The sequence below is a fragment of the Kribbella sp. NPDC058245 genome (assembly GCF_042882005.1).
In the GTDB taxonomy this organism is placed as follows: Bacteria; Actinomycetota; Actinomycetes; order Propionibacteriales; family Kribbellaceae; genus Kribbella.
In genome coordinates this window covers 502,669-527,439 of the sequence record NZ_JBHVWY010000002.1, presented here as the reverse complement: position 1 = coordinate 527,439, position 24,771 = coordinate 502,669, and the positions used below count along the sequence as shown (strand labels likewise).

Annotated in this window: 28 protein-coding genes; 12 read left to right on the top strand and 16 right to left on the bottom strand. The window is 67.5% G+C overall.

What is annotated here, in order from left to right:
- Together ACFVWG_RS05995 and ACFVWG_RS05990 are read right to left on the bottom strand one after the other, a co-directional pair.
- Nucleotides 1–237, bottom strand: coding sequence for a YlcI/YnfO family protein (locus tag ACFVWG_RS05995; RefSeq protein ID WP_132166687.1), 237 nt, complete (start codon nucleotides 235–237; stop codon nucleotides 1–3).
- Between the two features lie 54 nt (nucleotides 238–291).
- The gene (locus tag ACFVWG_RS05990) at nucleotides 292–960 is read right to left on the bottom strand and encodes an LON peptidase substrate-binding domain-containing protein (protein ID WP_391542022.1); all 669 of its coding nucleotides are present in this window, start codon (nucleotides 958–960) and stop codon (nucleotides 292–294) included.
- A gap of 143 nt (nucleotides 961–1,103) precedes the next feature.
- Between ACFVWG_RS05990 and hisD the strand changes: the two genes are divergently transcribed.
- The 10 genes from hisD (at nucleotide 1,104) to ACFVWG_RS05940 (ending at nucleotide 9,902) form a co-directional block, all read left to right on the top strand.
- Nucleotides 1,104–2,429 carry a histidinol dehydrogenase gene (gene hisD / locus ACFVWG_RS05985; protein ID WP_391542021.1) on the top strand — a complete coding sequence of 442 codons (1,326 nt, stop codon included), beginning with the start codon at nucleotides 1,104–1,106 and terminating at the stop codon, nucleotides 2,427–2,429.
- Complete coding sequence (locus ACFVWG_RS05980) at nucleotides 2,429–3,547, top strand: histidinol-phosphate transaminase (RefSeq protein WP_391542020.1); 1,119 nt, start codon at nucleotides 2,429–2,431, stop codon at nucleotides 3,545–3,547. The genes hisD and ACFVWG_RS05980 overlap by 1 nt, the downstream gene beginning before the upstream one ends.
- Nucleotides 3,544–4,143 (top strand): imidazoleglycerol-phosphate dehydratase HisB, encoded by a 600-nt coding sequence (gene hisB, locus ACFVWG_RS05975; RefSeq protein WP_391542019.1) that lies wholly within the window; start codon nucleotides 3,544–3,546, stop codon nucleotides 4,141–4,143. The genes ACFVWG_RS05980 and hisB overlap by 4 nt, the downstream gene beginning before the upstream one ends.
- Nucleotides 4,140–4,781, top strand: coding sequence for an imidazole glycerol phosphate synthase subunit HisH (hisH, locus tag ACFVWG_RS05970; RefSeq protein ID WP_391542018.1), 642 nt, complete (start codon nucleotides 4,140–4,142; stop codon nucleotides 4,779–4,781). The genes hisB and hisH overlap by 4 nt, the downstream gene beginning before the upstream one ends.
- Before the next feature lie 108 nt (nucleotides 4,782–4,889).
- Nucleotides 4,890–6,278 (top strand): alkaline phosphatase PhoX, encoded by a 1,389-nt coding sequence (locus ACFVWG_RS05965; RefSeq protein WP_391542017.1) that lies wholly within the window; start codon nucleotides 4,890–4,892, stop codon nucleotides 6,276–6,278.
- 276 nt (nucleotides 6,279–6,554) lie between these two features.
- Nucleotides 6,555–6,713: a hypothetical protein gene (locus ACFVWG_RS05960; protein WP_391542016.1), complete on the top strand. Its 159-nt coding sequence runs from the start codon at nucleotides 6,555–6,557 to the stop codon at nucleotides 6,711–6,713.
- A 368-nt stretch (nucleotides 6,714–7,081) separates the two neighbouring features.
- Nucleotides 7,082–7,630, top strand: coding sequence for a hypothetical protein (locus ACFVWG_RS05955; RefSeq protein ID WP_391542015.1), 549 nt, complete (start codon nucleotides 7,082–7,084; stop codon nucleotides 7,628–7,630).
- Nucleotides 7,617–8,474, top strand: coding sequence for a phosphotransferase family protein (locus tag ACFVWG_RS05950; RefSeq protein ID WP_391542014.1), 858 nt, complete (start codon nucleotides 7,617–7,619; stop codon nucleotides 8,472–8,474). Before ACFVWG_RS05955 ends, ACFVWG_RS05950 begins: the two co-directional genes overlap by 14 nt.
- Before the next feature lie 301 nt (nucleotides 8,475–8,775).
- Nucleotides 8,776–9,396, top strand: coding sequence for an SRPBCC domain-containing protein (locus tag ACFVWG_RS05945; protein WP_391542013.1), 621 nt, complete (start codon nucleotides 8,776–8,778; stop codon nucleotides 9,394–9,396).
- 14 nt (nucleotides 9,397–9,410) lie between these two features.
- Nucleotides 9,411–9,902, top strand: a complete 492-nt coding sequence (locus ACFVWG_RS05940; RefSeq protein ID WP_391542012.1) for an SRPBCC family protein — start codon at nucleotides 9,411–9,413, stop codon at nucleotides 9,900–9,902.
- Nucleotides 9,903–9,935: 33 nt separating this feature from the next.
- Here ACFVWG_RS05940 and ACFVWG_RS05935 read toward each other — a convergent pair whose 3' ends face one another.
- The 4 genes from ACFVWG_RS05935 to ACFVWG_RS05920 form a co-directional block, all read right to left on the bottom strand.
- Complete coding sequence (locus ACFVWG_RS05935; protein WP_391542011.1) at nucleotides 9,936–10,790, bottom strand: hypothetical protein; 855 nt, start codon at nucleotides 10,788–10,790, stop codon at nucleotides 9,936–9,938.
- A gap of 156 nt (nucleotides 10,791–10,946) precedes the next feature.
- Nucleotides 10,947–11,528, bottom strand: coding sequence for a dihydrofolate reductase family protein (locus tag ACFVWG_RS05930; protein WP_391542010.1), 582 nt, complete (start codon nucleotides 11,526–11,528; stop codon nucleotides 10,947–10,949).
- 65 nt (nucleotides 11,529–11,593) lie between these two features.
- Entirely contained in the window at nucleotides 11,594–12,433 is an 840-nt protein-coding gene (locus ACFVWG_RS05925) for an AraC family transcriptional regulator (RefSeq protein ID WP_391542009.1), read from the bottom strand.
- Nucleotides 12,434–12,463: 30 nt separating this feature from the next.
- Nucleotides 12,464–13,039 (bottom strand): TetR/AcrR family transcriptional regulator, encoded by a 576-nt coding sequence (locus tag ACFVWG_RS05920; protein ID WP_391542008.1) that lies wholly within the window; start codon nucleotides 13,037–13,039, stop codon nucleotides 12,464–12,466.
- 85 nt (nucleotides 13,040–13,124) lie between these two features.
- Between ACFVWG_RS05920 and ACFVWG_RS05915 the strand changes: the two genes are divergently transcribed.
- Entirely contained in the window at nucleotides 13,125–14,015 is an 891-nt protein-coding gene (locus ACFVWG_RS05915; protein ID WP_391542007.1) for an SDR family oxidoreductase, read from the top strand.
- Between the two features lie 97 nt (nucleotides 14,016–14,112).
- Here the strand turns inward: ACFVWG_RS05915 and ACFVWG_RS05910 are convergent, their stop codons facing one another.
- From ACFVWG_RS05910 to ACFVWG_RS05865, 10 genes are all read right to left on the bottom strand, one after another.
- Nucleotides 14,113–14,481 carry a YchJ family protein gene (locus tag ACFVWG_RS05910; RefSeq protein ID WP_391542006.1) on the bottom strand — a complete coding sequence of 123 codons (369 nt, stop codon included), beginning with the start codon at nucleotides 14,479–14,481 and terminating at the stop codon, nucleotides 14,113–14,115.
- A gap of 61 nt (nucleotides 14,482–14,542) precedes the next feature.
- Nucleotides 14,543–15,781: an ATP-grasp domain-containing protein gene (locus ACFVWG_RS05905; protein ID WP_391542005.1), complete on the bottom strand. Its 1,239-nt coding sequence runs from the start codon at nucleotides 15,779–15,781 to the stop codon at nucleotides 14,543–14,545.
- Nucleotides 15,778–17,019 carry an MFS transporter gene (locus ACFVWG_RS05900; protein WP_391542004.1) on the bottom strand — a complete coding sequence of 414 codons (1,242 nt, stop codon included), beginning with the start codon at nucleotides 17,017–17,019 and terminating at the stop codon, nucleotides 15,778–15,780. The genes ACFVWG_RS05905 and ACFVWG_RS05900 overlap by 4 nt, the downstream gene beginning before the upstream one ends.
- Complete coding sequence (locus ACFVWG_RS05895; protein WP_391542003.1) at nucleotides 17,016–18,257, bottom strand: acetyl-CoA carboxylase biotin carboxylase subunit family protein; 1,242 nt, start codon at nucleotides 18,255–18,257, stop codon at nucleotides 17,016–17,018. The genes ACFVWG_RS05900 and ACFVWG_RS05895 overlap by 4 nt, the downstream gene beginning before the upstream one ends.
- A gap of 1 nt (nucleotide 18,258) precedes the next feature.
- Nucleotides 18,259–18,627 carry a hypothetical protein gene (locus tag ACFVWG_RS05890; RefSeq protein WP_391542002.1) on the bottom strand — a complete coding sequence of 123 codons (369 nt, stop codon included), beginning with the start codon at nucleotides 18,625–18,627 and terminating at the stop codon, nucleotides 18,259–18,261.
- 14 nt (nucleotides 18,628–18,641) lie between these two features.
- Nucleotides 18,642–20,993, bottom strand: coding sequence for an FAD-dependent oxidoreductase (locus ACFVWG_RS05885; protein WP_391542001.1), 2,352 nt, complete (start codon nucleotides 20,991–20,993; stop codon nucleotides 18,642–18,644).
- Between the two features lie 5 nt (nucleotides 20,994–20,998).
- Nucleotides 20,999–22,342, bottom strand: coding sequence for a class I tRNA ligase family protein (locus ACFVWG_RS05880; RefSeq protein WP_391542000.1), 1,344 nt, complete (start codon nucleotides 22,340–22,342; stop codon nucleotides 20,999–21,001).
- The gene (locus ACFVWG_RS05875; RefSeq protein ID WP_391541999.1) at nucleotides 22,335–22,688 is read right to left on the bottom strand and encodes a cupin domain-containing protein; all 354 of its coding nucleotides are present in this window, start codon (nucleotides 22,686–22,688) and stop codon (nucleotides 22,335–22,337) included. Before ACFVWG_RS05875 ends, ACFVWG_RS05880 begins: the two co-directional genes overlap by 8 nt.
- A 329-nt stretch (nucleotides 22,689–23,017) precedes the next feature.
- Nucleotides 23,018–23,428, bottom strand: a complete 411-nt coding sequence (locus tag ACFVWG_RS05870; RefSeq protein ID WP_391541998.1) for a ferritin-like domain-containing protein — start codon at nucleotides 23,426–23,428, stop codon at nucleotides 23,018–23,020.
- 112 nt (nucleotides 23,429–23,540) lie between these two features.
- Nucleotides 23,541–24,089 carry a cell division protein FtsK gene (locus ACFVWG_RS05865; RefSeq protein ID WP_391541997.1) on the bottom strand — a complete coding sequence of 183 codons (549 nt, stop codon included), beginning with the start codon at nucleotides 24,087–24,089 and terminating at the stop codon, nucleotides 23,541–23,543.
- Between the two features lie 141 nt (nucleotides 24,090–24,230).
- Here ACFVWG_RS05865 and rimP point away from each other — a divergent pair, with 141 nt between their 5' ends.
- Nucleotides 24,231–24,770, top strand: coding sequence for a ribosome maturation factor RimP (rimP, locus tag ACFVWG_RS05860; RefSeq protein WP_391541996.1), 540 nt, complete (start codon nucleotides 24,231–24,233; stop codon nucleotides 24,768–24,770).
- Nucleotide 24,771 lies beyond the last annotated feature (1 nt).

Sequence of the window (24,771 nt, the reverse complement as noted above, 5' to 3'; positions counted from 1 at the left end):
TCAGTCGAGGTCGTTCAACGCGGTCCCGGACACGGCCGACGCCAGTCCCTCGAGCTCGGGATCCTCGCCGTACTCCGCCAGAATCGCCAGATCGCGCGTCGCCAGCTCCCGCCGCCGCTCACGCTCCATCGCCCGAGCCACTACCGAGGCCCGGCTGGTCGCCTTGTCCGTCGCCACCAACTGGTCCATGAACTCCACCAGCTCGTCCGGCAACCGCACCGTAATCTGCTTACTCATACCAAAACCATACCGCCCCGGGATTCACTTCGGTAGCGCTGCGTACGGTCTGGCTCAGTTGGGGGACATGCTGGACCAGCTGAGGTCGGTGGCGGGGAGGGAGGGAAGGGCGGTGATGGCGGAGAGCTCGGCGTCCAGGTGGCCGACGAGTTGGGTGAGGCGGCTGGTGGTGTCGGTGGCCTCGAGGAGCTTTTGGCGGTCCGGCGTCAGGAGGGTCATGGCGGCGGACATCAGGTAGGACAGGGTGCTGGGGTCGTCCGGGAGGTCGCCCAGGTGGAGGCCGGGACGGCTGATGGCGGAGACGGCTTCGGCGTACCGGCGGAAGCGGGCGACCGCGATGGTCGCGGCGCCGAGCGGGTCTTCGCCGAGCTCCTCCTCGAGCCATTCGACGTCGGCGACCAGGTAGTCACCGCCGCCGTCCAGCTCGGCGACCTTGAACCGGCGGTTGCCGGTGAGCGTGATCTCGACCGGGCCGTCGTCGTCCGCGTCGAGGCGGATCTCGGAGATCGTGGCCGAGCAGCCGGTGCCGTAGAGCGAGCGGAAGACGCGTTCGCCGAGCTCGTAGCCGTCACGGACAGCGAGCGCGCCACACGCCATCTCGCCGCCGTTCTCGACCAGGTCGCGGATCACCGCACGCCCCTGGACATCGGTCACCGGGATCGGAAGCACCAGCCCGGGAAAGATCACCGTGTCGACAGTGAGCAACGGCAGGCGGGAGTCCATACCAATGAGCCTAGGCCATGCCAGGCATGACCTAGTGGACAACGCATCTCACTACGTGGCGTGACGGTGCGTGCGGCCCGCTGGATGGCTCGGTGGTTGGATATGCGGTCGGAGGCCGGGCGGGTCAGCACTAGACTGGGCGCATGATTCGCCGCGTCGACCTGCGGGGCCGAGTGGCGGCCGGTGAGGTGTCCGACCTCCAAGCCGACGTGAACGCCCTCGTCCCCCGAGCCGTGTTCGACGTCGAGAAGGCTCTCGACGTCGTCCGACCCATCTGTCTGGACGTCCGCCAGCGCGGACTGACAGCCATTCGGGAGTACGGCGAGAAGTTCGACCATGTGCACGTGGACGACGTCCGGGTGCCGGAGGCGGCGCTCAAGACCGCGCTCGAGGAGCTCGACCCGACCGTGCGGGCGGCGTTCGAGGAGTCGATCCGCCGGGTTCGCGAGGTCAGCGAGGACGAGAAGACCGCCGACATCGCCTCCGAGCCGGCGCCGGGTGGTCGCGTCACGCAGCGCTTCGTCCCGGTTCAGCGCGTCGGGCTGTACGTGCCTGGTGGCCGGGCCCCGCTGGCATCGAGTGTCGTGATGAACGTCGTACCGGCTCAGGTTGCCGGCGTGCCTTCGCTTGCGGTCGCATCGCCGCCGCAGAAGGAATTTGGGGGTCTGCCGCACCCGACGGTGCTGGCGGTCTGCGCGATGCTCGGCATCACCGAGGTCTACGCGATGGGCGGCGCGCAGGCGATCGCCGGTTTCGCGTACGGCTTCGACGGCTGCCGCAAGGTCAACCTGATCACGGGTCCCGGCAACATCTACGTCGTTGCCGCGAAGCGATTCCTCCAGAGTGAGGTCGGCATCGACTCCGAGGCCGGGCCGACCGAGATCGCGATCCTCGCCGACGACTCCGCCAACGCGCAGCACGTCGCCGCCGACCTGATCAGCCAGGCGGAGCACGACCCGATGGCAGCTGCAGTCCTGGTCACCCCGAGTGAGACGCTCGCGGCGGCGGTCGAGGCCGAGCTGCCGGTCCAGGTCGCTCGGACCAAGCACAGCGACCGCGTGAACGAGGCACTCGACGGTCAGCAGTCGGCCGTCGTACTGGTCGATGATCTTGACCAGGGAACTGCGGTTGTGGACGCGTACGCCGCTGAGCACCTGGAGATTCAGACCGTCGACGCCGAGGAGCGTGCGGCCCGGATCACCAACGCCGGCGCGATCTTCGTCGGCGGCTGGTCGCCGGTCTCGCTCGGCGACTACTGCGCCGGGTCGAACCACGTGCTCCCGACCGCCGGGTGCGCCTGCCACTCGTCGGGCCTGTCCGTGCGCAGCTTCCTGAAGGCCGTGCACGTCATCAACTACTCGCGCGACGCTCTCGAAGAGGTCGCCCGCCACGTAGTTGCCCTCGCCAACGCCGAAGACCTGCCCGCCCACGGCGCAGCCGTCTCCGTCCGCTTCCCCGGAGCCAATTGATGAGTCGCTTCGACGGATTACCGATCCGGGACGAGCTGAAAAGCCTCGAACCGTACGGCGCTCCGCAGCTCGACGTACCGATCCTGCTGAACGTCAACGAGAACCCGTATGCCCCGAGTGAGGCTGTGGTTGCCGATATCGCAGCCTCGGTGACGGCCGCCGCTCGTGGACTCAACCGCTACCCGGGCCGCGAGTTCCTGGACCTGCGGGCCGACCTCGCGGCCTACCTCGGCCGGGAGTCCGGCGCACACCTGACCGCCGAGCAGATCTGGGCGGCCAACGGTTCCAACGAGGTCATGCTGCACATCCTGCAGGCCTTCGGTGGTCCGGGCCGGACGGCGCTCTCGTTCGCGCCGACGTACTCGATGTACCCCGAGTACGCGCGAGACACCAACACCGGCTGGGTCACCGGCCGCCGGTCCGAGGACTTCACGCTCGACCAGAGCAAGGCGCTCGCCGCGATCTCCCGGCACCGCCCGTCGGTGGTGCTGCTCGCCTCACCGAACAACCCGACCGGTACGGCGTTGCCGATCCAGGTCGTCGAGGCGATCGCGGCCCGGACCGCGGCGATCGGCGCGGTGCTCGTCGTCGACGAGGCGTACGGCGAATTCCGTCGTACCGGGACTCCGAGCGCGCTCTCGCTCCTTCCGTCGTACCCGAATCTCGCGGTCGCCCGGACGATGTCGAAGGCGTTCGCGCTGGCCGGCGGCCGGGTCGGATACCTTGCCGCGAGCAACCAATTGGTCGACGCGCTGCGGATCGTGCGGCTGCCGTACCACCTGTCCGCGGTGACCCAGGCGGTCGCCCGGGCCGCACTGCGGCACTCCGACGAGCTGCTCGGCCGGGTCGAGCAGTTGCGGACCGAGCGGGACGAGACCGTCAACTGGCTGCGCGCCCAAGGTCTGCGCGCGGTCGACTCGGACGCGAACTTCGTCCTCTTCGGTACCTTCGCCGACCGGCACGCGGTCTGGCAGGCGCTGCTCGACGACGGCATCCTGATCCGCGAAACCGGCCCGGACGGCTGGCTGCGGGTCTCGATCGGTACCAGCGAGGAGATGGCCGCGTTCCGTGCTTCTCTGGAACGCATCCTCAAAGCAGACACGGGAAGGTTCTCATGACGCGCACGGGGCGAGTTGATCGCGAGACGAGTGAGTCGAAGGTCCTGGTCGACCTGAACCTCGATGGCACGGGCCGGGCGGACATCTCGACCGGTGTCGGTTTCTACGACCACATGCTCAACGCGCTGGCCAAGCACGCGCTGCTCGACCTGCACGTGAACACGGTCGGCGACCTCGAGATCGACGCGCACCACACGGTCGAGGACACCGCGATCGGCATCGGCCAGGCCTTGAAGGAGGCGCTGGGGGACAAGCGCGGCATCCGTCGCTTCGGTGACGCGACCGTCCCGCTCGACGAGGCGCTCGTGCACTGCACGGTCGACCTGTCCGGCCGCCCGTACTGCGTGCACACCGGTGAGCCCGAAGGCCAGGTCTACGCGATCATTGGCGGCGACTACGCCGGCTCGCTGACCCAGCACGTCTTCGAGACGCTCGCCTTCAACGCCGCGATCTGCATCCACATCCGCGTGCTGTCCGGGCGCGACCCGCACCACATCGTCGAGGCCCAGTTCAAGGCGTTCGCCCGCGCGCTGCGGGCAGCCGCCGAGCTCGACCCGCGGCAGCCGGGCATCCCGTCCACCAAGGGCGCCCTGTGACCAAGAAGGTCGTGCTGCTCGACTACGGATCAGGCAACATCCGGTCCGGAGAGCGAGCCCTGCAACGCGTCGGCGCCGACGTCACCGTCACCTCGGACTTCGACGAAGCGCTGAACGCCGACGGCCTCCTGGTCCCCGGCGTCGGCGCCTTCGCCGCCTGCATGGCCGGCCTCAAGTCGGTCCGCGGCGACGTCATCGTCGACCGCCGCCTGACCGGCAGCCGTCCGGTCCTCGGCATCTGCGTCGGCATGCAGATCCTGTTCGCCCGCGGTATCGAGCACGGCGTCGAGACCGACGGCTGCGAGCAATGGCCCGGCGTCGTCGAGCGCCTCCAGCCCGCAGACGCTCAGCCGGTCCCACACATGGGCTGGAACACCATCGACGTACCAGCTGGCACGTCGTTGTTCGACGGCGTCGACAAGGAACGCTTCTACTTCGTCCACTCGTACGGCGTCCGCACGTGGGAGCTCAACGACGCCCGCGAGTCGGTCGCGCCGCTGGTCACCTGGACGACGTACGGCGAAGATCGTTTCGTTGCTGCCGTCGAGAACGGGCCGCTCGCCGCCACCCAGTTCCACCCCGAGAAGTCCGGCGACGCCGGCGCGACCGTCCTGGAGAACTGGGTCCGCTCGCTCTAAGGCTCCCCTGAGTAAATCGGGAACACTCGTTCACTTGCCGTTCGCCATTCGTTTACCGTACGTTCACTGGCGACCACTGCTTGTTCTCGAGCTTCGGAGGCCGCCCGCATGTCTCAGTTGTCCAGACGTCAGTTCGTCGGTACCGCCGCCGCGGCCGGAGCCGCCGTCACGGTGGCAGGCTCGGTGGAGGCGCTCTACACCGCGCAGCCGGCGCTCGGCACGTCCGGCCCCAAGATCGGCTACGGCCCACTCATCGAGGATCCCGCGGGCATGCTCGACCTGCCCCGCGGATTCCGGTACGACGTCCTGTCGCGCGAAGGCACCGTCCGTCCCGACGGCCTGAAGACCCCGAGCCGCTTCGACGGGATGGGTACCTTCCCCGACCGCGACGGCGGCGCACGGCTGGTCCGCAACCACGAGTGCAGCCCGACCTCGAAGATCAAGGTCGTCGCACCGCCGGAGCGGACCTACGACCCAGGCGGCGCCGGCGGTACCAGCACGCTGATCGTCAACCGGCATCTGCGGGCGACCAAGGAGTACGTGAGCCTCGGCGGTACGGCGATCAACTGTTCCGGCGGCATCACCCCGTGGCGCACCTGGCTGACCTGCGAGGAGACCGAACTCAAGGCCGGCAACAGCGGCTACACCAAGGACCACGGCTTCATCTTCGAGGTCGACCCGTACGACGACCGCCGCAACAACAACCCGTTCCCGCTGAAGGAGATGGGCCGCTTCCAGCACGAGGCAGTAGCGATCGACCCCTCGACCGGCATCGTCTACGAAACCGAAGACGCCTTCGTCGCACCCCTCGGCGGCTTCTACCGCTTCCTCCCGAACCACCCCCGCGGCGGCTGGGGTTCGCTCCGCCACGGCGGCGAACTGCAGGCCATGCACATCCCAGGCCTGCTCGACATGTCGACCGTCCAAGAAGCCGGCACGATCTTCCACGGCGTCCAATGGGTGAAGGTCCCGGACCCGCTGGCCAAGACCGAGTCCGTGCGAGCGCAGGACTACGCCAAGCCCATCACTGGCGGCTACAAACTCGAAGGCTGCTGGTGGGGGACCCGCGATCGCTGCGTGTACTTCGTTTCCTCGTTCGCCCGCACCGAACTCGGCCCCAAGATCGACCACGACGGCCAGGTCTGGCGCTACGACCCGCGCAAACACACCCTCCGCCTCGAAGTCATCTTCAAGCGCTCCAAGCCCGGCTCCGACAACCCCGAGTTCGATGCCCCCGACAACATCACCATGTCGCCGTACGGTGGCCTGATGATGTGCGAGGACGGCATCGGCGACCAGCACATCCTCGGTACGACGGAGGACGGCCAGGTCTTCAAGTTCGCCAAGAACACCGTCAACATCGGCACCCCCACCGACCCCGAGTACGGCGAGCTAACGGGTGTCGGCTTCTCCGCCGACGGCCGCACCATGTTCTTCAACGTCTACAACCCCGGCATCACCTACGCCATCACCGGCCCCTGGCGCCGCCGCCGCTAATCCGGCCCATATGGTCAACCCCACCCGTGCACGCATCCCGTGGCGCGGGTGGTCGTGGATCCTGTGCTCGGCTGACGGCCTTTGGTGAAGGTGAGTTGGTCAGTGGCGCCGGTGGGGCGTGCCGACCAACGGGTAGTGCTCCCTGTAATCCGTCTGCGCTTGTGCCCGCAGGCGGCGCGATCCAGGGCTGGTCGAACCTCTACCCGTCCGTCGGTACACGACTCGGCGCTGCCGGGCGACCGGGCTATCACCGTCGAGTGGGGGAGGTGTGCCGTGATGCAACGTTTACCGGCGGCATACTCCGCACAGTCGGGGCGTGCCGCGGCCGTCGTCCGGGAGAAACTCGGACACGAGTACGTCGGTCTCGCCAAGGGCCGGACGCCGTGGGCTGCCGCCCGGCTGCGCTTGCCGCGCGAGCGGTTAGGATCGTTGTGAATGGACGGCTGGCGTTTGCGGGCCGTTCCTTGAACTTTCGTTGGAGAGGCTGCTCATGGCAGATGGCGTCTGGGGTCGGGTGCATCGCCACCTACCCGGCCGGTGGGGCACGCGCTGACACGGTAGGTATGGACGTGTCGTCGCGTGCTGCGGAGGTATGCAGCATGGCGATGCTGCCGGGAACTCTCTGATCGCGGGGGAGTCTTGCCCGGTGGCCCTGTTTGGCGTGCTTGGCAGTCCCGAGAACGCCGCCGGGGCATCCTTGATCCTGCCGTGTCGCAGAAGGCCATTTGCCAGCTTCGACACCACGGTGCAGACAGCCAACAGGTAGTCGAACCTGGCACCACTGCGAATCCTGCGAAGGTGTCATGTACCCCAACGAAACTCAACGCCGCATCGTCGTTACCGGGATGGCTGGATCCGGGAAGTCGACGTTCTCCCGGGCACTTGCGGTCAAGTCCGGCCTGCCGCTCATTCATCTGGACCTGCACTTCTGGAAGGCGGGCTGGACCGAACCGTCGGAGGCCGAATGGCGCGAGAAACAACGCGGCCTCCTCGCCGGCGAGGCGTGGGTTGCCGATGGCAACTACACCGAGACGCTCGATCTCCGGCTCGAACGCGCCGACACCGTGGTGGTCCTGGCCACGCCGTGGTGGCGGTGCGCGGGACGAGCGTTGCTGCGCGGCTGCCGAATGCCGGACAAGCTGCCTGAAGGATGCGAGTACACGGCCTGGCAACGATTGCGCGATGAATGGCGCCTGATCCCGCTCATCTGGCGAAACCGGCGTACGGAACTCGAACGCGAGCAGGCGATCATCGCCCGATACGGGCAACACGCGACCCTGCATGTGCTCAAGTCCAAACAGGCGATCAGGGAGTTCCTCGACGGGAGGGGACGCCGCGATGGAAGCGACTGAGGTACGGCGTGCCGTCGCCGCGGCGATGTCGATCGCCTCAGAACTCGACTTGGCCGTCGACGACGCGATCGTTCTCAGCGACTCGAACCGGCTCGTCATCCGCCTGATGCCCTGCGACACCGTCGCCCGAGTCACGCCCATGACGCATTTCGCCAGCGCAGAGCAAGAGGTTGAACTCGTGAGACAGCTAGCGCAGATGGACAGCCCGGTTGCCCCGGTCGAGCCTCGGGTCGAACCACGCGTCTTCGTCAACGACGGCTTCAAGATCACCCTGTGGGCCCACCTCGAACCTGCGCAGTCTCGAATGTTTCCACCGGCTGAGTACGCACGGGCGCTCGCAGGTCTACATGCCGGCCTGCGGCGGATCGAGGTCGTGACGCCACACTTCATGGATCGAGTGGCTGCTACTCAACGAGACATTGCCAACCGTGACGTCACTCCCGATCTCGGGGAGACGGATCGAGCGCTGCTCGCTAATACGCTGCACGATCTGGGGCGATCAATCGTCAACCGGCGCGGCGCCGTACAAGTGCTGCATGGCGAGCCGCACCCGTTGAACATCCTCACCACGAAGGACGGGCCGCTCTTCATCGACTTCGAGAACACCGCCCGCGGGCCTGTCGAGTACGACCTGGCGTGGGTGCCCAGCGAGGTCAGCCGGCACTATCCCGACGCTGACCAAGACGTGGTCGGCGAGTGCCGGGGCGTCGTACTCGCCATCGTCGCAACGCATCGCTGGAGTCTCGGCGACCAGCACCCGAGTGGCAGAGAATCGGGAGTGGCGTTCCTTCGCGCCCTGCGAGACGGTCCGCCGTGGCCCGCGCTCAACGACGTCGTCTGGTAGAGCGACACTCCGACCACGCAGGGCCGCCCAGCTCGGTTCTGAGGGCTGCTTTGTGGAGTGCTGAGGCCGCTATGTGGCAACGAGACTCCACAAAGACGACGCTCCTCGGCGCAAGTGCCTGTTCGAACCCTGTGGATTGCCCTGCCACCCCTCATCACCGCCTCAGGCGGCCTCGTCGTACGCCAGTTCTTCACCACCGGCGTCTGAATAGCAGGTGTGGCTTATATAAGTGGAAGTCGGTATTCTCCCGTCATGCCACGGGTAGGAGTGCAGCCCGATTTGTCAGTGATGGGGACATGACGTGAAGGACGTGCTGGACGAACTGGCCGCTGCGCAGCGAGCTATGGGCAAGGGGAGCGTGCCGGCCGGTGAGGCTTACACGATTGAGGTGCGGCGCCGGTATCAAGCGCAGATCGACGATGTCTGGGACGCCCTGACCAACCCTGACCGGGTGCGTCGATGGTTGCGGCCGGTCAGTGGGGATCTGCGGCTGGGCGGGAAGTTCGAGTTGGACGGTGGCGAACACGGCGAGATCCTCGGGTGTGAGCCGCCGCGTCTGCTCAAGGTGTCCTGGCTCTACGGGGCCGACGCCAGGCCCGGCATCAGCGAGGTGGAAGTGCGCTTGGTCCCGGGCTCGACCGGCGACACCGAGTTCGAGCTGATCCATTCGGCGTTCGTCGACGAGCCTCTCTTCCCGACCTACGGCCCTGGTGCCGGCGGCGTTGGTTGGGACCTGGCTCTCCTGGCCCTGGCCCGGCTGTTGGCCGATGGCGATTCCGGCAACGACGAGGAGCCGCGTGAGTTCATCCGGCGCAGCGCCGCAGCCTGGGGCGAGGCTCACTTGGCCGCCGGTGGCGAACCGGCGCAGGTCGCGGCCGCAGTCGAGGCCACTACCAGGTTCTACGCACCCGACGTCACCTAGAAGGAATGCACGCCATGAAATACACCAACTCGATCGAGATCGCCCTGCCGCTGGAGAAGGTGGCCCAACTGCTCGCGGACCCAGAACACCTACCGAAATGGCTGCGGGGCGTGGTGCTGCACGAGCCGCTCAGCGGCATCCACGGAGAGCTCGGTACGACGTCGCGGGTCGTGATGCAGTCTGGACAGCGAAAGATGGAATGCACCGAAACGATCACGCGCCGGGAGCCGGCTGACCTCCACGGGATCCCCGAAGGGACCGTCGTTCACTTCGATCGCGAGATCGTCGGCGCGGGCATGTGGAGCGTCGTTCGCGATCGGCTGACCGCAGCCACTCCGGAGACGACGTACTGGGAGAGCGAGAGCGAGTTCCGGTTCAGCGGTCTGTTGATGCGAGTGATGGCGCTCCTGATGCCCCGCGCCTTTCACAAGCAATCGCATCAGCACCTGCAGGATTTCAAGGCGTTCGCCGAACAAGGGAAAGACGTCCGCGAAGAGAAGGACTGATCTGCTCCTAGCAAGGCTGGCGAGGGCTCCTCATCAGTAGCGTCCGCTTTGCCGCGCGATGCGGCGCCGGTACCAGATCTCGCCGGCCGCCAGCGCGGTCACTACGACGGGCCCGGTGATGTTGAGGAACAGAGCGAATTTCGGGGGCACCTGTCCCGGGCCGGCGCCCATGGTTGCTGCGTCGCCGTAGACCATCCCGTAAATGCTCATGCCCCAAGCGGTGCAGGCACTCAGGATGGGCGCGAGGAAAGGGTGACCGTCAGCCCAACGGAACCCGTGGATGACGACCATCCACTGGATGGTGAACAGGAACGCGATGCACCACAGGAAGAACGGCCAGGTGGCGACCAGCAGGGCGCTTGACCACAGGTGGGCATCGATGAATTGGGCGAGTTCGGTTTCCTTGCGATCGGTGACGTCGATGGTCACCCATCCGATCGTCGCGGCGGCGGCGATGGTGATCACCGCGCTGACCAGGGACAGGAGCACGCTCTGAATCGGTACGGCCCAGGCCGGCCGGTGCCGCGGTCGCTGCCGCCCGGGTGACGTGCCGAGGTGGGTTCCGCGTCCCCAGTTGGTGAACGGCAGGACAGCGGTGGCCAGGATCGTCAGAGTGAGCATGATCGAGATCTGTACGTACGGCGCGAACACGACCGCGGTCGGTGCCTCGTCCGCCTGCGGAATGCCGAGGTACGCCCTGATGCCGAGGATCACCGCGAGGGCGACCACTGATCGGACGTAGTACAGGATCTGGTAGCCGCCGGGAAGAGCGCGGTCGCCCTCCGGTACGACGAGCCATTTCGCGAACCTGAACGGGGACGTCACAAACTGGCGAAGGCGGCTCCGGCGGTACGGTCGGCCGTATTGCCATTGGCTGTCGATGCTCATCGCTTCCCCGTCCCGCCCGGCGGATCTCCGCCTCGCAGTAGTAGGGAGTACCGGTCGCGGCGCTGTGATTCACATCCGCTGGTCACAGTCGGATCGCGTGCGGACGCGAGCCGGAAGAAGCGAAGAACAACCCCGACGAAATTGGCCCGCGATCGGTCAGTGGCGGACCTGGTAGCGGAGGTGGAGGACTCGGTTGGCCTGGAGTACGACGTCGGGATCTTCCAGCAGGTGCTGGGCGTTGACTGATCCGAAGTAGCGTTTTCCGGAGCCGAAGACGACGGGTACGACGTCCATGCGGACCTCGTCGACCAGGCCGGCGGCGAGGATCTGGCCGCCGACGTCGCCGGCGGCGACCTCGACCAGGCGGTCACCGGCTAGCTCCTGTGCTTTGGCCATGGCTGCCTCGATGCCGTTGACGAAGTGGAACGGCGCCTCGGGGTCCCAGCCCTCGGGGGCCGGCCGGTGGGTGACGACGACCACGTGGTCCATGCCGCCTGGAGGTTTGCCGTCCCAGCCGTCCGTCATGTCGAAGACGTGGCGGCCGGCGACCATCGTGCCGATCTGGTCCCAGTACGGGCGGGTGTAGTCGTAGGAGGTCTGCGACACCTTGAGCTGGCCACTCTCGTCCAGCGGGACGTCACCGCTGGTCAACCAGTCGAACAGCGGGCCGGGCATATCGTTCTCGTCCGCGACGAAACCGTCCACCGACACCGTGCTGTACATGACAACCTTGCCCACGGGGCTCTCCTCTGCTTTGGGTGCCCCCAAATTAGCGTGTGGTGAGCCGCCACTCTTGTAAGAAATCAATCGGCCGGCAGCGGCCAGCTGTCGAGCGTGTGGTCGGGATGCTCGCGCAGGAAGCGTCGCCGGACCTCGACGTACTGGGTTGGTGTGAGCCCGGTGAACGCGCGGAACTCGTGGGTGAAGTGAGCCTGGTCGAAGTAGCCTGCGCGAGCGGCGACGTCGCCCCAGTCGATCGGTACGGCGGGGTTGATCGCCAATACGGTGGTGGCGAAGCGCTGGGTGCGGGCCAGCCGCTTCGGTGTGACGCCGACGAGTTCCTTGAACCGCTGTGCGAGGTGAGTGGTGCTGACACCGGCTGCCATGCTCAGATCGCCGATCGCCACAGCCCCGTTGGTCGCCGCGATCACCTTGCTCGTATGGCGGACCAGCCCCAGTCCGGCGGTCTCGCGGAGCCGTCGTCTTAGCTCTTCCTCGAGCAGCGTCAGCATCTCGTGTGGTCCGGCCGCCGTGGCCAGCCGGTCTCGCAGCTCGGCGACGGCGGGCCGGCCCCACACTTGCTCTATCGTCACCGGCCGGTCGCACAGTTCGGCCGCGGGCATCAGCAGCAACGGCGCCAGGCCCCAAGGTTTGAGGTGCACGCCGACGGACCGCGTCCGCGGTGGATAGCCGAACTCCACTGCGCGGGTGGGCGTCGTGATCACGCAGCCATCGGCGTACTCGGCTGTCTTGATGTCCGTGCCGGCCCGGATGCGGAACGGCGCCCCGAGGTTGACGATGAGCAACGCACCGGGCATCGGCGGCAGCGTCAGCCGCGCGTACGGCGACGCACCCTCCAGGTAGTAGAGGTCGTCGACGAGCCCATCCAGCGGCGGTCGCGGCGCTCTGGACACGTACTCCATCCCCATAGCATCGCCTACCGCCGGTGCGTGTTAGCCGAGGGCGGTGGTTGCGGCTTGGAGTTCTTTGAGGGCCGCCAGCGCGTACGGCGCGAACTCGGCGTCGGCGCGGTCGCTTTCGGACCAGGTGAGGTGGCCGCGTTTGAAGGCGAGGGCGCCTAGTTCGGCGGCGAGCGCGGCGACTGGGTCAGGGATGCCTCGGGCGACCAGCGCATCCACCATGGCGGCGGTGAGGCCGACTGTTTTGAGGGCGTCGCGTTGCTGGAGTTCGGTGCTGGCGGCGATGGCTGCCTTGAGGCGGGGGGCCAGCTCGCGGTTCAGGGGACCCATGAACGTTGCGGCGCGGGCCAGACCGGCGGCGACTGCTTCGAGGGGTGTGGCGTCGGCGGGTGCTTCGGCGACGCCTTCGGTGAGGAGTTGGCTGAGGGCTTCTTGGCCGGCTGAGAGGAGTTCACGCTTGTCGGGGAAGTGGCGGAAGAACGTGCTCTTGGTGACGCCGGCACGCTCCGCGATCTGCGCCACTGTGGTCGCGTCGTACCCCTGCTCGGTGAACAGGTCGACGGCGGCCAGCACGAGGCGTTCGCGCGCTCCCGGTTCCCAGCGACTCATAGCACCATCATAGGTGACGGGACTTTTGTCCCATCGCGGCGTAGAGTGATGGGACAAAGGTCCCATCACTTGCAGGAGAGCTCTCATGAAGGTCTTCATCACCGGCGGTACCGGTTTAGTCGGTTCCGCCGTCGTCGCCGAACTGCTCAGCAACGGCCACACCGTCCTCGCCCTCACCCGCTCCGACGCCTCGGCACAGGCCGCCGTACAGGCTGGGGCCGAGACGGTACGCGGCGCTCTCACCGACCTCGACGTACTCCAAAGCGGCGCGGCTCAGGCTGACGGCGTCATCCACCTTGCCTTTGGCAACGACTTCAGTAGCGCCGAGGCGTTGGCGGCCAACGTGGCTGAGGAGACGGCCGCTCTGCAGGCTCTGGGGGAGGAGCTGGCCGGAAGTGGCAAGCCGTTCGTCACAGTCTCCGGTACGCCGACCGCACCGGGCCGGCCGTCTCTCGAGACCGACACGCTAGCTACCGAAGGTCTGGTCGGTGGGCGCAGTCTCGCGGTCGCTGGTGTGGTGGCGCTGGCCGATCGGGGCGTCCGGAGTTCGGCCGTCCGCCTGCCGCGCACGGTGCACAACAACGGCGACGGTGGTTTCGCCGGCCTACTGGCCTTGATGGCCCGCCGCACCGGCGTCGTCACCTACCCGGGCGACGGCACCCAGCGCTGGCCCGCCGTACACGCCCTCGATGCGGCCGTCCTCTTCCGGCTGGCGCTAGAGAACGCCGAAGCCGGTACCTACTGGCACGCCGTCGCCGACGAAGGTGACCAGGTCGCCGACATCGCCGAGGTCATCGGCCGCCGCCTCAACCTCCCCGTCAAAGCGGTCTCCGTCGAGGAGTTCGGCCTGATCGGCCCAAACTTCGCTGCCGACCAGCCCTCGTCGAGCGCCCACACCCGCCAAGCCCTCGGCTGGAACCCCCAGCACCTCAGCCTCCTCGCCGACCTCGAGAACATCCAGCCCCTCACCATCTGATGGGTTAACCCATCCGCTTGTGGGTTCTGTACTCGCATGCGGGTCCAGAACCCACAACCTCATGGGTGAACCCATGAGATGGCTGGGCCGGAGGGGTTCACTGCCCTACGTACTTCCATTCGCCGGCTTCGCGCGTGAAGTGGCTGTTCTCCTGCTGGGCGCCGCCCGCATAACGAGCGCGGAAGGAGACGGTGCCTTCGGTGTGGAAGGGGGTGCCGTCGGTGGTGCTGAGGATCTCGAGGCCGGTCCAGCGGATGTTGGGGGAGAGCTCCAGCTGGGGTGGGCGGGTTGTCGAGTGCCAGGTGCGGAGCAGGTACGCCGTGTCGCCGACCACGAAGGCGGAGTAGCGCGACCGCATCAGCTGCTCAGCGGTGGCCGCCGTACGGGTGCCGTTGTGCAAGGCGCCGCAGCAGTCGGCGTACGTCGCGGGGAGGCCGCACGGGCAGGGAGAAGTCGGACCTGGCATGCAGGGGATTCTTGCACTGGGCCCGGGCGGTTGGTGGTCCGCCCGGACCCGGTACGACGTACTAGGGGGTCTCGATGACGATCTTGGCCTCCATCTCCAGGACACGTTGGTAGTCCTCGTCGAGGGTCTGAGGGTCGCTGTGGATCAGGATCACCCAGGCCAGGCAGGTGAACAGGTCGACCGTGGCCGGTACGACGGCGTCCGCCTCGTGCAGCACCTTCATCCAGTGGAACGACTTCAGCGACTCGATGCCGTCGAACACTTCGCGATTGCGGAAGTAGCCCTCCGAAGGCGCGATGATGAAGATGCCGCGCAGGTGCTGGACCAGGTCGAACCCGTCCCGCACCTCACCGCGCACGCGATGCGCGACGGTTCGCTTGATGTGGTTGTCCCCGGTGGCCAGTTCGCTGACCATCTGGTGACCGCCGCCGGCCGGGCGGGCCGCGACCTCGATCAGGCGCGGACCGTCGGCCGTCATCATCACCTCGACGTGCCCGCAGCCGATCCGGATGCCGACCGCGTCGAGGACGTCGCGGGTGTACGGCCAAAGCGCCTGCACCTCCGGGTCGTCCTCGGCGAGGAAGTCGATCCGCCGGTAGATGCCGATCTTGTCGCCGCGACCGACCTTCGTGTACCGGCAGACGTCGACGAGCGCGTGCACGCCGTCGACGCTGTAGGTGTCGACCAGGTACTCCGTCCCCTCGGCGTACTCCTGAATCAGTACGGCGTCGTTGATCAGCCCCAGCTTGTTCGCCCGGCCGAGCACGCGGTGGAAGCGCTCACGCCAGTCGCCGCCCTCGAAGACGACGTACACCTCGTCACCGGCCGCGCTCTTCGGCGGCTTGATCACCAGCCGCCGGCCGAGCAGATCGTTGGCCCGCAACCATTCCTCGGCCTCGGCCTCATCGGCGGTCAGCACCTGCCGCAACCGAGGTACGCCGGCCGCCGTCAAAGCCTGCGCCATGTCCCACTTGTGACGCCGCGCTGAAGCCAACGAGGGCACGTTGCCCGTCCCCGGCAGCAGGATCTCGATGAGCTGATCACACAGCTCGACGCCACTCTCGGCGCCCGGCACCAGATACTCCGGCTCGTACTGCCGCAGTTCCTCGGCCAACGCCTGTACGTCGCCAGTGAAGTAGTGCACGTGGTCGAAATCCTGCGGGTTCCAGCTCGTCGTGTACGCCGGTGGTGGCTCCAACCCACTCAGTACGGCGACCGGCCGCCGGCCCGCGGTCCGGAACGCGGCCGGATACTCCTGACCCGTGGACAACGGATCCACGATGATCGCGAAATCACTCATGCCGGTTCTCCTTCGACAACAACAGAGGCGAGCTCTTCAGCGCGCGCCGGCGCCATCCCGAAGTACGCCAGGACCAACCCGACGGCACCGAGTGCGCCGCACCACAACCACACCTGGGTTCCGGCGCTGTTCCACACCCAGACCCCGAGGAACGGGCCGAGGGCGGAGCCGAGACCGAACATCGCGTGCGCCCCACCGACGTACCGGCCGAGCAACGGCTTCGGCGCGGCCATGCCGGGATAGGCGAACATGGTCGGCCCGCCGACGATCTCGGCCAGTGTCCAGAGCAGCGTGCCGATCACGAAGATCGCCAGCCCGCCGGGCAGGGCGTAGAAGGCGAGCCCGCCGCCGAGCAGGACGAAGCCGAGCATCGCGACCGTGCGGGCCGGCTTGTTCTGCACGACCTTGGTCACCAGCAACTCGCAGGTGATCACGATGAAGCCGTTCAGCGCGACCATCGCGCTGTACCACCACGTCGAGAACCCGTCGGCCTTCATGTGCAGCGGCAGCACGGCGAGGTACTGCATGTAGATCGCCGCGTTGATGAACATGCAGACGAGGAACAGCACGTACTTGTGATCCCGCAGTACGGCGAGGTAGCTGCCCTTCGGTTCTGGCTCCGTGGACTCTGCCGGGGCAGCCTGCTTCCGGCCAGGGAGCGCGACGATCGCGACCAGCGCATAGGCGAGGGCGGCGATCGCTTCGCCGATGAAGAGCAGGTTCCACGAGATCGCGACCAACGCGGCACCGATCAGCGGCGCGGCCGTCGTACCGAGGTTCATCGCCAGCCGGTAGATCGCGAACGTCATCACTTGCCGGTTCGCCTGCGTCAGCTCGGTCAGCAGCGCGGCCGAGGCCGGCCGATAGAACTGCCCGACCGCGCCGGCCAGGGCGACCACGACGATCACCGTCGCGTAGTTCGGCACATACGCGATCGCCAGGACGAACCCGGCCATCCCGAACATGCTGATCATCACGGCCGCCCGCGGACCGATCTTGTCCGTCAACGAGCCGCCGATGATCAGGCCGATCACCGAGCCACCGCCGTACACGCCGAGCGCCGTACCGGCCTGAACCGGGGTGAAGCCCTTCGACGTGGTCAGGAACAGCACCAGGAAGACCTGCAGGAACCAGCCGAGCTTGTTCACGAAGACGCCGACCAGCAACGCCTTCACCGGCGCGGGCGCCTCCCTGATGGTCTGCCAGATCCCGGTGCCCTGCTCTTCGACAGCGCTCATGATGCGGGCTCCTTCGGATGACCGGACCAGCGCAGTGCGCGCTCGGCCTCGTCCAGACCGGCCCGGCTCTCCGCGATCGAGCCGGCGACGGCGGTCGCGTAAGCGATCCGGCCCCACAGCGTGCCGTCCGGCGGAGGACTGGTCGTCTCACCGGCCTCCATCAGTACGACGAGTTGGTCGATCGCCGGCGCATCGACCGGGTCGAAGGCGACCGAGTCGAGCACGGTGTCGTTCTCGTCGACGTAGAAGAACCGCACCCCGCCGACCTGCGTCCGCGTCGGTGCCAGGTCGGGTGCACGACCACACGCCACCGCAGCGGCAGCCAGACCTGGATCGGCACCGGTCGCCTGCAGGCCTAGATAGGGAATGAGGTCACCGCCGATCCGGGCGTTAATCTCGATGACCTTCGGCCCGTCCGCCGTCATCATGATCTCGGTGTGCGTGACGCCGTCGGTGAACGCGATCGCCTTATGCGCGTCGACCAGCACCTGCTGCAGCTGGTCGTCGGCGAGCAGCGGGTCGGTGGCGTCGACGAAGTGGCCGATCTCCTCCGCGTACGGCGGGTAGCCGATCTCCTTACGAGCAAGGCAGAACGGCGTCACCTGACCGTGGAAGACCGCGGCGTCGATGCTGATCTCGTAGCCGTCGGCGAACTCTTCGACCAGCACCTTCACGTCGTAGTGCGGCGCTTCGGGCACGGTCGTGTCATGGGCGAACGCCCAGTTGTCCCGCAGTTCGGTGGCGTCGTTCACCTTCACCACACCCAGGCTCGCTGCCAGCGCGCGGGGTTTGAGGATGATCGGGTAGCCAAGTTCGTCCGCGGTCGCCAACGCTTCGTCCACCGTGTTCACCAGCACCGACTTCGGCTGCGGTACGCCGTGCTCGGCAAGCGCCGTACGGGTCAGGTGTTTGTCACGGCATCGGTTGATCATGGCAACGTCACCGCCCGGAAGACCGAGTGCTTCGGCGACATGGGCGGTCTGCAGGATCCGCGCCTCGTCCCAGCAGAGCACGCCGTCGATCGGGTCGCCCTCATTCAACGTGCGCGCTGCTGCGACGAGCGCCTCGGCGTCGAGCGTGGACTCCAGCACGGTCCAGCCGTCCAGGTACTCCTTCTCCCAGGTCGGCTCGCTGTGCAGGAACATGTGCAGCCGGTACTGCGGAGAGATCGACCGCAGGATGTACTCCCGGAACAACCGCATGCCGGTGGCAACCACCAGCAGATGAGGCCTCGTCATGTCACGCCTCCCTGATCGGGCTGGGGATCTGCCGGATCCGGCTCACGCCGCGCGAACCGTCGGCCCGCTCGAAGTGGTCGGAGATCACGATGTTGCCCTGGGCATCGAACTCCGGGACGCTGTGGCAGCCGCCGCTGATCAGCTCACCGCTCTCGGTCAGCAGGCAGTACGACGCGTCGAACGTGCCGTCGGCGCGGAGCCGACCGACCAGCCGGCCGCTGCGCAACGTGCCGCCGGCATAGAACTCCGCCCAGATGAGGTCGTCCGCGCGGTGATACTGCCCGTACGGCGCTTCGTTGTCCGGGTCGTCGCTCTCGAGCCGGAACCACAGCCCGTCGACGTCGGGGAACACGGGTTCCGGCAGTGTCATTTCTCGGCCAGCGATCACCAGTGCACCGCGCAGACGTCGTCGGAGATCGGGTAGATCTCGCGCTCGAACATCGAGTTGAGCACGATCGCGGCCCGGACCGGCAGCTGGGTCAGCCCGGCGTTCGTCAGGCCGTGGCTGTACCGGCTCGCGTTGAACGTGAAGATCTTGTGCCCGTTCATGCCCTTCCAGCGCACCGAGTAGTCCGACTCGACCACCGCGTGCCCGTCGTCGTCGGTCTCGATCCGCTCCCGCAGCTCGTCGTCGAGCGGCGCCCGCACGTGCTCGCGGCCGGCGGCGACAACCACCTGCCGTACGACGTGCTCCTCGGGCAGCGTGGACGTCGAGCAGCAGAGGCGGATAGTGTCGTCGGACAGCAGATCCGACGTACGGACATCGCGACCGGGCAGCAGCGTGATGGGGAACTGACCGAGCGAGAGGAAGCCGTCGTAGTTGGCCTGGTAGAGCGCCCGCAGGCCACCCGGCGTGATGGCGTCGCCGCTGTAGCGCGAGTCGTCGATCATCTGCCGGCGAGTGGTGCGGTTCAGGCCTTGCAGGTACTGGATATGCGACGGCCGGTAGAGCTCGTTGGCCATCGGGGAGTCGTCGATGCTGCGGAACCACTGGTTCCGGCCGATCCACTTCACGTCGGTGAATCCTGAGCCGAGCAGACGTAGTACCGACTCGAGACCGGTTTGGCCGCCGCCGACCACGGCGGTCGGTGCGGTGCGGTCGAGCGCGGCCAGCCGCTGGCCGAGGTCGTCGGCGATGAAGGCCCGCTCGGCCGGCAGCCCATTCAGGTACGCCGGTCGCACAGCGCGGGTACCGAGTCCGAGGACGAGGTGCTCGGACACAGCGGTCGGTACGCCGTCGACGCTGATCTCGAAGCCGTCGTCGGTGATCGAGATCGAGTCCACCTGGGCACCGAACTGCACGACGCCGAGCCGTTCGGTGGCCCAGGTCAGGTAGCGCTCGTACTCGATCCGGGGGAGCGAGTCGAACTGGGAGTTGATCAGCGCGTAGAGCCGCCCGGAGGTGACCAGGTAGTTCAGGAAGGTCAGCTCATGACGGGGATCGACCAGCGAGACGAGGTCCTTCATCCAGCCGGTCTGCATCCGGACCCCGGGGTAGAGCAACGGAGTGTGCCAGCCGGATCCCGGCCGGGAGTCGAACAGGGCGAGCCGGTCACTGGTGACGCTCTTGTAGAGCGCGGCCAGGGACAGGTTGGAAGGTCCGGCCCCGATACCCACGGTGTGGTAGCGGGGCAGGGTTCGGACCTGCTGCTGAATACCTCGTTCGGTGATCGTCATGCGCTGGTGCTCCGTCCGCGAAGTGGAGTTGGCTGTTGCCAGTAGTTCGGTTGCTGCGGCCCGGCTTGCGGCCAGCGCGGTCTTCACGCTGCCCCCGGACCCACCGGTGAAGGTGTAGAGCCGATGCGTTCCACCAGGGACCGGCCAGAGGGTCAGTACCGGTGGATCGGCATAACTGTCGGCCGTGCTGACCACGTGGTCAGGCGCCGACAACTCGAGGTGTGGCAGCCGCTCGCCCGCGATCCGGACCGCCTGGGCGGCCAGGTCCGGGACCGGGGCACTGCTGCCGGGAGGAACTGACCAGCGCTGCGTGTCGACCCCGAGGAGGAGCCGGCCGTCCGCCGTCGGCCGTCCGAACAGGTCGCTGGTCTCGTCGACGAACATCGTCGGCAGGTCGCCGGCCACGGTGTAGGTGGCGATCTGGATCGACTTGGTCTTGGTGTGAGCGGGCAACTGGTTCTCGGCCAGGAACGCCGAGGTCCACGAGCCGGCGGCGACCACGACCGCGTCGTACCGCTCGGCCCGGCCTAGGAGTCGACAGGCGACCGATCCGTCGGGTTGGGGGAGCACCCGCAGGACAGGTCCGGTGAGAACCCGACTCGTCCGGCCGGTGGCCAACCGCCGTACGACGGTCTGGCGCAGCCGGTCGGGGTTGATGAAGCCGGCCCGGCGTTCACAGACACCGACCGTGCCCTCGGGCAGGCCTTGCCAGCCGCGGCGACGCAGTTCGGTGCGGTCGACGACGGTCGTCGAGCCCGGGTGGGCGTGTTCGACCTCGGCCACGGCCGCGGCCAGTCCGTCGTACGACGGCAGCAGGTACGTGCACCCGGTCTCTGTGTACGCCGCTTGGTCGTGGAGCGTGCCGAGGAGCTCAGCCAGGCTCTCGATGGCCAGGCGGCGCTGGAGCGGATGCGTCTCGAACCCGCGGACGCCGCCGCCCGAGGACGCGGTTGCGTCGGTCTCGGGAAGACCGGTGATGAGGTCGACGGTTGCTTGGCTGCTCAGGCGCCAGGCCAGCAGCGCTCCGGCGATGCCAGCGCCGATCACACCGATGCGCATCCGGCTCACCCCAGCCCGGTCAGCGCGGCCCGGAGAGAGCCGGTGTCGGCACCGCCGGCCAGCAGCGTGAGCAGGCAGCGCGCGGCCAGCGGCGGATCGAAGGCGATTGGCGTGAGCGCCGCCTCTCCGCGGGCCAGCTCGATCGCCGCGAGCGCCGGATCAAGCGGCTCCGACACTGTTCTGAGGCCGGCCAGGAGCGGTTCGGCGTACCGGCTGAAAGCTTCGAAAGAATGCTGGCGGAAATCGCTTTGATAGCGGTCCGGCCGCTCCCACGCCAGAAACAAGCGAACGATTGACGGGTCGTGACCGCGGAGTAATTCCGTGGCGGTGATTCCGTGTCTCCGGCTGGTCGAGAATTTCGCGCCGTCGAAGGTGAAGAACTCGTTGACAATCAGACCGGAAAGCGGTGACCGGCCGACTCCCGCGGCCGCCCAGACGGCCGGCCAGTAGACGGCGTACCAGAATGCGTTGTCGAGGCCGAGGAAATGCCAGAGCCGGCCGATGCGGCCGATCGCGGCCAGGTAGCCGGCGAGGTCGTCGGCGCCGGGATCGACGGCGCGGGCGATGCCGGACAGGTCGGCGAGCGCGACTTCGGTGTACGCGCCGATCCGCAGGCCGGTCAGCGGGCCGTCGCCGTCGATGCCCCAGTTGGTCGGGTAGGCGAGCGGGATCTCGGGCAGCCCGGCGCGCAGGACGCGGCCGACGAGTTCGCGCACGGGCGGTGGCAGTTCGGCCCGGAGCCACGTTTCGATCAGGGCAGCGCGGTGGTCCTCCATCCGCAGTACCGGCACGGTGGCCTGGAACGGACGGGGCTCACCACCACAGCGGCCGCAGACCGGATCGACCATCGTCTCGACCTGCGTGAAGGTGCCGCAGACCTCGCACGCGCCACCGGCCGCGGGTTCCTTGCACTCGCCGCAGAGTCCGCTGAGGTAGGACTCGTGCAGGGTGCGATCGCAATCACTGCAGGCATACAAGGTGATCTCGCGCATCGGCGCCGCGCCCGAGGTGACGAGGTGGTTCATCAGTTGCCGGATCACCGGCGGGTAGCCGGCCTCGAGCGGGTCGGTGAAACGGTCGTAACCGATTCGGGCCCGGGCGTAGGTGTCGAGGATGTCGTCGCGGAACTCGGCGGTCATCGCGTGCGGATCGCGGCCCTCGTGCTCGGCCCGCGTCAGCACGTAGTTCTGATGGACGTCGAGGCCGCTCGTGACCACGACCTGCTCGCCGCGAGCACGTGCTGCCCGGGCTGCGAGGTCGGCGGCCAGGTACGGGCCGGACAGGTGGCCGACGTGCAGCGGCCCGTTGACGGTCGGCTGCGGAAACGTGAAGACACTGATCTCACTCATGGCTGTGCAGTCCAGTGATGGGCATCCAGTACGCACTGAAGACCGTCAGCTCAACAGAATCAGACCGATTCTGTACGACGTGCTGCTCGGTGCTCGACATCAGGAACGCGTTGCCCTGCTGGACTTCGTACTCGTTGCCGCCGGACAGCACATGCGCCGTACCGGCAACGACCAGGGACAGTTCGAGCTCGGGATGCTGATCGAGTGGGCTCTCCGAACCAGGGGGAACGGAGTACCACATGGCCTGGAACGGCAGTTCGCGATCCAGTTCGTATTGTTCCCACCGGACCACTCGCAGGTCTTTCACGAACTGGTCGTCGCCGGTGCGCAGGTCGAACGTACGCATGCTTCGCCACCCTCCATGATCACGCCGCGAGCGGGACCGAAGAAGTTGAGGTGCTCAATTACGAGCGTGAACACACGGAACAAGGCGCTACGAACGCGCCGAAATCGCAGCACTCAGAGCTCTGCTGCGCACGCGACCTGCGCCACCAACGCGGTCGTCGTGAAAGCCGGTGACCCCCCAGTCTCCGTGGCCGAAAATATAGGGAAGGTCGCGCTGCGAGTAAAGGGGAATACGCTATGAATTTCCGGCCGGTTCGTAACTCTGCCGGAATTCCTTCGTTGCGATCGGTATTTGGCGGCGGACCGTGTCCGCCCAGTCACCGAACGGATCTAAACGGCGCCGGGCAGTGCGATCGGCGCGCCGCCCCAGACCACCTGTGCCGACGCGGTCGCCAGCAGTTGGTCGATCGCCAATTGACGGACCGGCGGCTGCTCGGCCGCCTCGACCAGATCGCCGTACACGGCGGCCAGACGGCGCTCGATGCCCAGGATCAGCGCTGAGGCGCTGACCGCGTTGGTGACCGGGCTGGGCAGGTCGTACGCCGGTTCCGCGGCGACCGGAGTCTCACCGGCCGCTGTGATGAGGGCGCTCAACTGGTCGCGGTTGTCGCGGTGCCGGTCGAAGGTGTCGGTCGCGGCCTTGAACTTGGCGCCACTGAGCTTGCCGCCGGCCACGCCGACGCCGTACAGGGCCGCGTGCTCGCCGGCCAGCGCGGCCTGCAGAGCTTCGAGCTCGGTCATGAGGCCCCCTTTCTGGACTGAGGAGCGGAGGGAGCGCAGCGACTGGAGTGACGAGGGAAGAAAGGGAACCAGGCCTCAGGACCCGCCGCGCGGAGCGTGGCAATGTGCACGGTCATGAGGAGGCCCCCTTCTTGGTGGGGAGCAGGGTCGAGCCGAGCTGAAGCTCGGAGGCGGCGATCATCGCGAGCAGGCGGGCCTGCGGACCGGTCACTTTGGCGGCGGCGGTCGCGTGGGCGATCGAGGCCTGCTTCTCGAGCTTGCCCAGCAGAGCCAGTGCCGCGGCCGCGCTCGTCGGAGCTGAGGTCGCCCCGGGCTTGGCGGCAGTGACCCCTTCGGTCTCCTGCAGCTTGGCCAGGTGGCTCGCGTGGTACTTCGCACCGGCGGCGAGCTTGGCCTTCAAGGCCGGGTACTTCGTGCCGATCAGCGTGTACTGGCTGACCAGTCCGTTCACCAGGCCGGCCGCAGCGGTGAGAGCCGCGACGACTGCCGGGTCCACGGTCGGAGTGGCTGGAACGGTTTTGCCGGACTCGGGGTCGACGGCTCCCGGCGTACCGGAACTTGCCTGGTCGTCCTTGCACCCGGCCAGCAGGACGGCACCTGAGGCCAGAGCGACGGACTGCAGCGCGACGCGGCGCGAGAGTCGGAGGGGTTCGTTCGGCACCCCGGAACCTTACCCGGTGACTGGTCTGTGACGAGGTGGTGACGTGAGCACCCTCCGGGGGCAGATAAGGTGGGCTACTGCCCTCGGACGGATTGCCGAGTGGCGGAACGGGCGCACAACTGCAGAGAGGCAGGTCTACCTGTGAGCCGAAAGACTGACCACACGGACACCTCTGGCCTCGAGAACTTCCTCCAGCCGATCGTCGCGCAGTTCGGCTGCGACCTGGAGGAGACCGGCATCATCCCGGTCGGCAAGCACCGCATCCTGCGGGTGCTGGTCGACCGCGACGGCGGGATCAACCTCGATGACATCGCCGAGGTCACCCGCGCGCTCTCCAAGGCGCTCGACGACGGCAACATCATGGGTGAAGGCAAATACACGCTGGAGGTCTCCAGTCCCGGCGTCGACCGGCCGCTCACGCTGCCCCGGCACTGGCGCCGCAACGTCACCCGCTTGGTCGCCGTCACGCTGGCCAACGGCCAGAAACTGACCGGCCGCATCAAGACCGCCTCCGACGAGGCGGCCGAACTGGACGTCAAGGGCAAGCTCCGCACGGTCGCCTACGGCGACGTGGAGAAGGCCAAGGTCCAGATCGAGTTCAACCGGCCCACCGGCACTGACGACACTGAAGCACCTGCCGAAGGCGACGAACTCGCCGGCGACGCGGTGGAGGAGAACTGAC

Bases quoted from the DNA above. Each gene is read 5' to 3' on its own strand.
- ACFVWG_RS05885 (WP_391542001.1), bottom strand. From the start codon at position 20,993: ATGCGCATCGGTGTGATCGGCGCTGGCATCGCCGGAGCGCTGCTGGCC.
- ACFVWG_RS05995 (WP_132166687.1), bottom strand. From the start codon at position 237: ATGAGTAAGCAGATTACGGTGCGGTTGCCGGACGAGCTGGTGGAGTTC.
- ACFVWG_RS05905 (WP_391542005.1), bottom strand. From the start codon at position 15,781: ATGAGTGATTTCGCGATCATCGTGGATCCGTTGTCCACGGGTCAGGAG.
- ACFVWG_RS05965 (WP_391542017.1), top strand. From the start codon at position 4,890: ATGTCTCAGTTGTCCAGACGTCAGTTCGTCGGTACCGCCGCCGCGGCC.
- ACFVWG_RS05950 (WP_391542014.1), top strand. From the start codon at position 7,617: ATGGAAGCGACTGAGGTACGGCGTGCCGTCGCCGCGGCGATGTCGATC.
- ACFVWG_RS05875 (WP_391541999.1), bottom strand. From the start codon at position 22,688: ATGCGTACGTTCGACCTGCGCACCGGCGACGACCAGTTCGTGAAAGAC.
- ACFVWG_RS05940 (WP_391542012.1), top strand. From the start codon at position 9,411: ATGAAATACACCAACTCGATCGAGATCGCCCTGCCGCTGGAGAAGGTG.
- ACFVWG_RS05890 (WP_391542002.1), bottom strand. From the start codon at position 18,627: ATGACACTGCCGGAACCCGTGTTCCCCGACGTCGACGGGCTGTGGTTC.
- ACFVWG_RS05910 (WP_391542006.1), bottom strand. From the start codon at position 14,481: ATGCCAGGTCCGACTTCTCCCTGCCCGTGCGGCCTCCCCGCGACGTAC.
- ACFVWG_RS05900 (WP_391542004.1), bottom strand. From the start codon at position 17,019: ATGAGCGCTGTCGAAGAGCAGGGCACCGGGATCTGGCAGACCATCAGG.
- ACFVWG_RS05955 (WP_391542015.1), top strand. From the start codon at position 7,082: ATGTACCCCAACGAAACTCAACGCCGCATCGTCGTTACCGGGATGGCT.
- ACFVWG_RS05935 (WP_391542011.1), bottom strand. From the start codon at position 10,790: ATGAGCATCGACAGCCAATGGCAATACGGCCGACCGTACCGCCGGAGC.
- hisD (WP_391542021.1), top strand. From the start codon at position 1,104: ATGATTCGCCGCGTCGACCTGCGGGGCCGAGTGGCGGCCGGTGAGGTG.
- ACFVWG_RS05960 (WP_391542016.1), top strand. From the start codon at position 6,555: ATGCAACGTTTACCGGCGGCATACTCCGCACAGTCGGGGCGTGCCGCG.
- ACFVWG_RS05915 (WP_391542007.1), top strand. From the start codon at position 13,125: ATGAAGGTCTTCATCACCGGCGGTACCGGTTTAGTCGGTTCCGCCGTC.
- ACFVWG_RS05920 (WP_391542008.1), bottom strand. From the start codon at position 13,039: ATGAGTCGCTGGGAACCGGGAGCGCGCGAACGCCTCGTGCTGGCCGCC.
- ACFVWG_RS05895 (WP_391542003.1), bottom strand. From the start codon at position 18,257: ATGACGAGGCCTCATCTGCTGGTGGTTGCCACCGGCATGCGGTTGTTC.
- ACFVWG_RS05925 (WP_391542009.1), bottom strand. From the start codon at position 12,433: ATGGAGTACGTGTCCAGAGCGCCGCGACCGCCGCTGGATGGGCTCGTC.
- ACFVWG_RS05870 (WP_391541998.1), bottom strand. From the start codon at position 23,428: ATGACCGAGCTCGAAGCTCTGCAGGCCGCGCTGGCCGGCGAGCACGCG.
- ACFVWG_RS05880 (WP_391542000.1), bottom strand. From the start codon at position 22,342: ATGAGTGAGATCAGTGTCTTCACGTTTCCGCAGCCGACCGTCAACGGG.
- hisB (WP_391542019.1), top strand. From the start codon at position 3,544: ATGACGCGCACGGGGCGAGTTGATCGCGAGACGAGTGAGTCGAAGGTC.
- ACFVWG_RS05980 (WP_391542020.1), top strand. From the start codon at position 2,429: ATGAGTCGCTTCGACGGATTACCGATCCGGGACGAGCTGAAAAGCCTC.
- ACFVWG_RS05990 (WP_391542022.1), bottom strand. From the start codon at position 960: ATGGACTCCCGCCTGCCGTTGCTCACTGTCGACACGGTGATCTTTCCC.